The organism is Cryobacterium sandaracinum (genome assembly GCF_004403415.1).
GTDB classification, from domain to species: domain Bacteria; phylum Actinomycetota; class Actinomycetes; order Actinomycetales; family Microbacteriaceae; genus Cryobacterium; species Cryobacterium sandaracinum.
Genome location: NZ_SOGO01000018.1, coordinates 61,905 through 68,895, shown reverse-complemented (window position 1 = coordinate 68,895; position 6,991 = coordinate 61,905). Strand labels below are relative to the sequence as shown.

The following is a 6,991-nucleotide window of genomic DNA, read 5'->3' as shown; positions in this document are numbered from 1 at the left end:
GTGCGGTGTCGGCGGCGCCCGCGGCGGCGCCCGCGGCGGCGCCCGCGGTGGGGGCCGACAGCCTGGCCAGGGCAGTGAGCTCCACCTGCCCGAGCGCGACCGCATCGAACCCGGCCCGGGAGACGTCCGCGACGCTCTCGATGTCCACCCCGACCGGGCCGAGGAAGGTCAGGGCGAACGCGACGCACCCGACGGCGCGACTGAGGCTGACGTGCAGCGGGCTGGTCCCCGTCCCGGCCCCGGACGACACCGCCACCAGCGGCCGGCCGTGGTCCCGGCCGCCGCAGTGCGGACAGTCTCGCTCGATGCGCACGAGGCGCGAATCAACGCCGAGCGCCCAGGCAGCCGCGGCCGCCAGGAACCGCCGGTCGTCGGCATCCGTGGACCCGCGGGGAGCGACGACGATGAAGACGTCGCCGGCTCGCTCAGGGTTCACGACCCCCAACCTACCTTCCCCGCCGGTGCCCGGTCAGTGCGCGAGCCCGCTCAGCGGGCGGCCCGTCCGGTGCGACACTGGTAGCTGTTAGCTAAGGAGAGCGCGCGTGGCACTGATCGACAACGCTGTATATGTGAAGGGCCGCCGGGCCGCGAACCCGACGACGCTCGACGAGACCTATGAGGTGATGAAGGCCCACCAGGGCTTCGCCTGGATCGGGATGTACCGGCCCTCACCCGACGAGGTGCGCTCGGTCGCGGCCGAATTCAGCCTGCACCACCTCTCGGTCGAAGACGCGCTGAAGGGCCACCAGCGGGCGAAGCTGGAACGCTTCGACGACATCCTCTTCGTCGTGCTGCGTCCGGCCCGCTATCTCGACCAGGAAGAACGCGTCGAGTTCGGCGAGCTGCACGTTTTCGTGGGCCCGGACTTCGTGGCCACCATTCGCCACGCCGAGTCGCCCGACCTCGCGCAGGTGCGCGAGCGCATGGAAAAGACGCCGGAGCTGCTGGCCCTCGGGCCGGAGGCCGTGCTCTACGCCATCCTCGACCAGATCGTCGACGAGTATGGGCCGGTCGTCGCCGGGTTGGAGAACGACATCGACGAGATCGAGGACCAGCTCTTCGACGGCGATCAGGCCGTCGCCCGGCGCATCTACGACCTCTCCCGGGAGGTCATCGAGTTCCAGCGTGCGACGCAGCCGCTCGTGGGCATGCTGGAGTCGTTGCAGAAGGGCTTCACCACCTACAACGTCCCCGCGGAGCTCAGCCACCACCTGCGTGACGTGCTCGACCACACCCTTCGGGTTGTCGAGCGCGGCGACGCGTTCCGCCAACTCCTCGACAATGCCCTCACTGTGCACAGCACCCTTGTGACCCAGCGCCAGAACGAGGAGACCCGGCGGTTGTCCGAGACCAGCCTCGTCCAGAGCGAAGAGGTCAAGAAGATCTCGAGCTGGGCGGCCATCCTCTTCGCGCCCACGCTCGTGGGCACCATCTACGGCATGAACTTCACCCACATGCCCGAGCTCACCTGGGTGTTCGGCTACCCGTTCGCACTCGCCCTCATGCTCGCGATGGGCGTCGGCCTCTACGGCGTCTTCAAGAAGAACGGATGGCTGTAGCCGGCGCCGGCTGGGCAGCACGCCAGGCATCGACCTCGGCAGTCAGGGCCGCCTTCTCCCCGTTCGTCAGGAACGACGCCTCGATCCCGTTCCGGGCGAGCAGGGCCAGCCGGTCCGGTCCCAGGCCGAACTCCGCATCGACCGCGGCCAGGTTGTCGTCGATGTAGCCGCCGAAGTAGGCCGGGTCGTCGGAGTTGATGCAGGCGAGCAGCCCGCGGTCGAGCATCCGCACGATGGGGTGGTCGGCGAGGGTGTCGATCACGCGCAGTCGCACATTCGAGAACGGGCAGACCGTGAGCGGGATGCGGTCCCGCACAAGCCGGTCAAGCAGCACCTCGTCTTCCAGGCTGCGGATGCCGTGGTCGACGCGTTCCACCCCGAGCAGGTCGAGGGCCTGCCAGACGTAGTCGGGCGGTCCTTCCTCGCCCGCATGCGCCACCAGGCGCAAACCGTTCTCGCGGGCCAGAGCGAAGACCTCGGTGAAGAGCTCCGGGGGATAGCCGACCTCGGCCGAGTCCAGCCCGATGCCATCGATCGGCACCCCACCGGCGAGAATCTCTCGCAGGATCTGCAGGGCCTCGGCGGGTGGACGGTCCCGGAGGAACGTCACGATCAGCTTCGTGCTGATGCTCCACTCGTCGACCGACCGGTCCAGGGCGTCGCGCACCCCCGCCAGGGCGGTGACCAGCGGGACGCCCCGGCTCGTGTGCGCCTGCGGGTCGAAGAAGAGCTCCGCGTGCCGCACCCCGGCCGTGCGGGCGCGTGCCAGGTAGGCGCGGGTCAGGTCGGTGAAGTCGATCCGTTCGCGCAGCACGTCCAGGGCCCGGTAGTAGAGGTTCAGGAACGACTGCAGGTCGGCGAAGTCGTACTGGGCGCGCAGCTCCGCCAACGACGCCCACGGCAGAGTCACCGCGTTCCGCGCGGCCAGCTCGAAGAGCAGCTCCGGTTCGAGGGTTCCCTCGATGTGCAGGTGGAGTTCGACGAGGGGGAGTTTCATTGCACCATTCTCGCCGAGGCGAGCCGAATCGCTGACGGCCGCACGCGCATCCGGAAGCCCCGTTTTGAGACAATTCGGGGCTGAATCCGCGCAATTCCGGGCCGCCTGCCGCGGAATCGGAGGGATTTGGCTTATGGTGTCGAGTGTGTGGCGCCTCGATAAGAAACTAGATGACGACGGCATCCTGACGGAGATTCAGGATGCTCCGCCCACCGACCCGCACGATTCCGCGGCTCCGCACGCGGTCAGCTTGGGCGATCCGTCCCTCACCGTGGGCAATGTGGCCGACCCGGTCTGGCAGCGCTGGCGCGACGAACTCGCCGAAGTGGGCGGGCGTTCCCCGCTGCTGCACTTCAGCGACGGACCCCGCACGCGGATCGAATTGAGCGCCACCCATCCGGGCGGTCTGCCCCAGTTCATCACCGGCAAGACGGCTCTGCTCTCCAACCTGATCCGCGACGAGCTGGCCCTGCGCAACGCGCGGCTGGCGGCCGGCGAGATCACCCAGAAGGGCATCGAACTGCGCTCCATGCGCGGCATCGAATCGGTGCACCTGGCCATCGGCCTCGCCGAGTGGCGCCACAACGATGTGGACTACAGCGCTCCCGTGCTGCTGCGCCCCCTCGCCATCCGCCGCTACGGCCGCGATTTCGAACTCAAGCTCAAGGGCCAGCCGTTCCTCAACCCGGAACTGGCCCGCGCGCTGAAGGACCAGTTCGAGATCGTTCTGGATGCGGATGCGTTCGTGGCGTTGGCCGTCACCAACGGCGCCTTCAAACCGCAGCCCGTGATCGACCGGTTGCGCGGCCTCACCTCGCACCTGCCCTGGTTCAACGTGGTACCGCGCCTCGTGGCCTCCGTGTTCGCCGACGTCGGCCGTGCTCTCGCCGCCGATGCGGCCAACCTGGACCATCCGCTGCTCGACGCGATCGGTGGCAACACCAACGCCCGGCGCGCCATCGAGACCGCGTACAACCCGGTCGTCCCGCTCGGCCAGGATTCCCGGCCACCGGCCACCGACATCCTTCTGCTTGACGCGGACTCCGAGCAGGAGAACGTCGTCGCGCAGATCGCGGCCGGCAACTCGCTCGTCGTGAAAACCCTTCCCGGCACCGGCGGCACGCAGACGATTGTGAACGCGATCGGCTCGCTTATCGCTCAGCACAAGCGCGTGCTCGTCGTCAGCGCCCGCCGTTCCAGCCTCGACGGTATCGCGCACCGCTTGGTGCAGGTCGGGCTGCCCGGGGTCGCCGTGACCCCGCGCACCCTGCGCCGGGACCTGATCCAGGCGATCACCCGCAACGAGAAGGCCACCCAGCCCATGGTCGGCGACGTCGACGACGCGCTTGTGCGCCTGCGCAAGGTGCTACTCGACTACCGGTCGGCGCTCACCCGCCGCGACCCGGCGCTCGGGGTGTCCGTTCTCGACGCCCTCGGAGAGTTGGCACGCCTCGCGCAGCTGCCCTCACCTCCTTCGACCACGGCCAGGCTCGACCGGCGCGCGCTCGAACGCCTGGCGCAGGGTCGGCCGGCCGCCGCCGCCACCCTGATCAAGGCGGCTGCACTCGGTGAATTCCGCTACGGACCGGGCGACTCGCCCTGGTACGGAGCCTCCTTCTCCTCCACCGCGGACGCCTCGGCGGCGCACCAGTTGGCCAAACGGGTCAACCAGATCGAACTCCCACGCCTGCTCGAGCGTGCCGCCGGACTCGTCGGCCAGACCCGACTGCGACCGTTCGAGACCATCGCCGAGCTCGGCGTCTACCTGCGGCTGCTGCTCGACATCCGGGAGACGCTCGACAAGTTCCAGCCGGCCGTCTTCGACCGGTCCCTGACCGAACTGATCTCCGCGACCGCGTCCCGCCGGGAGTCGCCCGAGATGACCGGCGCGAACCGTCGCCGTCTGCGCAAGCTCGCTGTGGAATACCTGCGCCCCGGCGTGCACGTGAGCGACATGAACGAGAGCCTGCGCCGCATCCAGCAGCAGCGCACCCTGTGGCAGCGCTTCGTAGTCGCCGGCGTCACTCCCGAGGTGCCCGTGGGCATCTCGGATGTGCATGTGGCCTACCAGCGCGTCTCGGAAGACCTCGCGAGCCTCGACGTTCCGCTCGGAGCGGCCGGAACCACGCGTCAGCTGTCGAACCGCCCGGTGAAGGAGCTCATCTACACGATCTCCGGCCTGGCCGCCGAGAGCGAGGTACTGGCGAACCTACATGAGCGCACCGCGCTGCTCGCTACCCTGCGCGAACACAATCTCGACCCGCTGATGACCGACCTGGCCCAGCGCCACGTGTCCGAGAGAGACGTCGCCGACGAGCTCGAACTCGCCTGGTGGCAGTCCGTGCTCGAGACCATGCTCAGCGGCGACAAGGCCCTCCTGAACGCCAACACGCAGGTTCTCGACCGGCTCGAGGCCGACTTCCGCCTGGTCGACGAGGCGCACGCCTCGACCACCGGGCAGCTCCTCGCCTGGCTGCTCGCCGAGACCTGGAAGATCGGCGTCGTCGACTGGCCCGAGGAGGCCGACAACCTCAGGCGCCTGCTGCGCGCCGACCGGGCCACCCCCACCCGCCTGCACAAGGCCGCCCCGCACCTGGGTCGCGTGCTCGCCCCGGTCTGGCTGGCCTCGCCCTACGAGGTGGCGGCACTCGCCGACCAGATGAGCTTCGACACCGTCCTGCTCGTCGACGCCGGCGCCACCACTCTGGCCGAGAACGTCGGCGCCATCCGTCGCGGCCGGCAGATCGTCGCGTTCGGCGACCCGGTCACGCAGACACCGTCGTCGTTCGAGACCGGCATCACGGCCGCCGCCGACGACCGCGTCGAGCAAGAGACCAACGTCGACGCCCTGCACGCCGACTCGGCCCTGGCCCGTCTCGGCGAGCTGCTGCCGACCCTCACCCTGACCCGCAGCTACCGCGCTGGCGGCGAAGACCTCGCGGAACTCGTCAACCACCGCTTCTACGGCGGGCGCATCGACTCCCTGCCCTGGGCGGGCAGCTACCTCGGGCACGGCAGCCTCACCATCAACTACGTGGCCGGCGGGCACGGCATGCCCGACGCCGACTCCGGGGCCGTGGAAAGCGTCGACGCCGAGGTGGCCAAGGTCGTCGAACTCGTCATGGACCACGCCGTCAAGCGCCCGAAGGAATCACTCATGGTCATCACGGCCAGCGCGCGGCACTCCGTGCGTGTGCACCAGGCCGTGCTGTCCGCCTTCTCCAAGCGTACCGACCTCTCCGACTTCATCCTGAAAGACCGGGCCGAGCCATTCACTGTGCTCACCCTCGAGCAGGCCGTGGCGCAGAGCCGCGACCGGGTGATCTTCTCCATCGGCTACGGCCGCACCCCGCACGGCCGTCTCCTGACGAACTTCGGTTCGCTCGGTGAACCGGGCGGCGAGCGGCTGCTGGCCATCGGCATGACCCGGGCCCGCCGGGCCATGGATATCGTTTCCTGCTTCCGCCCCTCCGACATCGACGAGGATCGCCAGCGCCACGGCATCCTCGCGCTCTCCCAGGTGCTCAGCGAGACTGAGGCGCGCCGCAACGAGGCCCAAGTTCCCGACGCGAGCGAGGCGATGCTGGTCGACCTGGCCCGCCGCCTGGAACGCCTTGGCCTCACCGTGTCGCTCGGCCACCGCGGCAAGCTGGCCCTCGCCGGCTCGCACGCGGGCCGTGCCGTCGTCGTCGAAACGGATGCCGTCGTCGGCCGGTCGAGCTTGCGCGAGTCCCTGAGGCTCCGCCCCGAAGTGCTGCGCCGCCTCGGCTGGCACTACCTGCGGGTGCACAGCTTCGAACTCTTCAGCAACCCGGACGCGGTGGCCGCCCGCGTGGCGGCACTCGTCGGCCTGTCGGTGCCGCCGGCGGCTGCCGGATCCTCCGCGCATGGCTCGGCCGCGCCTGGTACGACGGGGCGTGGTTCGACGGCGACTGGTTCGACGGCGCCTGGTTCATCCGGTCCGGTGCGCCGACCTGGTGCCTGAGCGCGACGTACCCGAGCGGGATGGTCTCGACAAGCTCGACCACCGGGATAAGGTCGGCCACCGGGACGCATCCGTCGTTCCCCGGCAGTCCGTCGTCAAATCGGCCGGCACGTCCCGGCGTGCTCGGCTGACGCCCGCGCCCGACACCGACCCCGATCCGCACCCACCGGTTCTGCGCGAGGAGGGCGGCATCGTGCCCGCCGATCCCGCCGGACCGGGCACCCGCGGCGTCAACGACGAACGGCTCCGTCAGGACCGCCCGCCGCACTGGTAGCCGAAGGGACGGAGTCGGTGACTGCCGTGGATGAGTGAGGCCGCATCGTCGTGGGCGATGGGCCCGCCGAGCCCGCGTGTGTGTGTGTGTGTGTGTGTGGCTAACTCAGGACATCCGTCGGCCGCATTCACCAGCCGCCGCGGAGTAGTGCGGAACCGGCGCGGATGCCCGACCCG

5 protein-coding genes are annotated in these 6,991 nt (G+C 69.7%); 3 read left to right on the top strand and 2 right to left on the bottom strand.

The window, feature by feature from the left end; all coding sequences use genetic code 11:
- The coding region (locus tag E3T25_RS06105) for a 4'-phosphopantetheinyl transferase family protein (RefSeq protein WP_478213429.1) at positions 1 to 436 on the bottom strand (436 nt) is incomplete at its 3' end.
- Between the two features lie 106 nt (positions 437 to 542).
- Between E3T25_RS06105 and E3T25_RS06100 the strand changes: the two genes are divergently transcribed.
- A complete protein-coding gene (locus tag E3T25_RS06100; protein WP_104099581.1) occupies positions 543 to 1,559 on the top strand; it encodes a magnesium and cobalt transport protein CorA in 1,017 nt (338 codons plus the stop codon).
- Here the strand turns inward: E3T25_RS06100 and E3T25_RS06095 are convergent.
- Complete coding sequence (locus E3T25_RS06095; protein WP_134342416.1) at positions 1,537 to 2,556, bottom strand: adenosine deaminase; 1,020 nt, start codon at positions 2,554 to 2,556, stop codon at positions 1,537 to 1,539. The genes E3T25_RS06100 and E3T25_RS06095 overlap by 23 nt on opposite strands.
- A 133-nt stretch (positions 2,557 to 2,689) precedes the next feature.
- On the opposite strand from E3T25_RS06095, the gene E3T25_RS06090 reads away from it, so the two are divergent.
- Together E3T25_RS06090 and E3T25_RS06085 are read left to right on the top strand one after the other, a co-directional pair.
- On the top strand, positions 2,690 to 6,541 hold the full coding sequence (locus tag E3T25_RS06090) for an AAA family ATPase (protein WP_241980672.1): 3,852 nt from the start codon (positions 2,690 to 2,692) through the stop codon (positions 6,539 to 6,541).
- The gene (locus E3T25_RS06085) at positions 6,534 to 6,815 is read left to right on the top strand and encodes a hypothetical protein (RefSeq protein ID WP_104099579.1); all 282 of its coding nucleotides are present in this window, start codon (positions 6,534 to 6,536) and stop codon (positions 6,813 to 6,815) included. The genes E3T25_RS06090 and E3T25_RS06085 overlap by 8 nt, the downstream gene beginning before the upstream one ends.
- The last annotated feature ends 176 nt before the right edge of the window (positions 6,816 to 6,991 follow it).

Excerpts from the sequence above, each read along its gene's own strand:
- E3T25_RS06095 (WP_134342416.1), bottom strand. The coding sequence starts at position 2,556 with ATGAAACTCCCCCTCGTCGAACTCCACCTGCACATCGAGGGAACCCTC.
- E3T25_RS06090 (WP_241980672.1), top strand. The coding sequence starts at position 2,690 with ATGGTGTCGAGTGTGTGGCGCCTCGATAAGAAACTAGATGACGACGGC.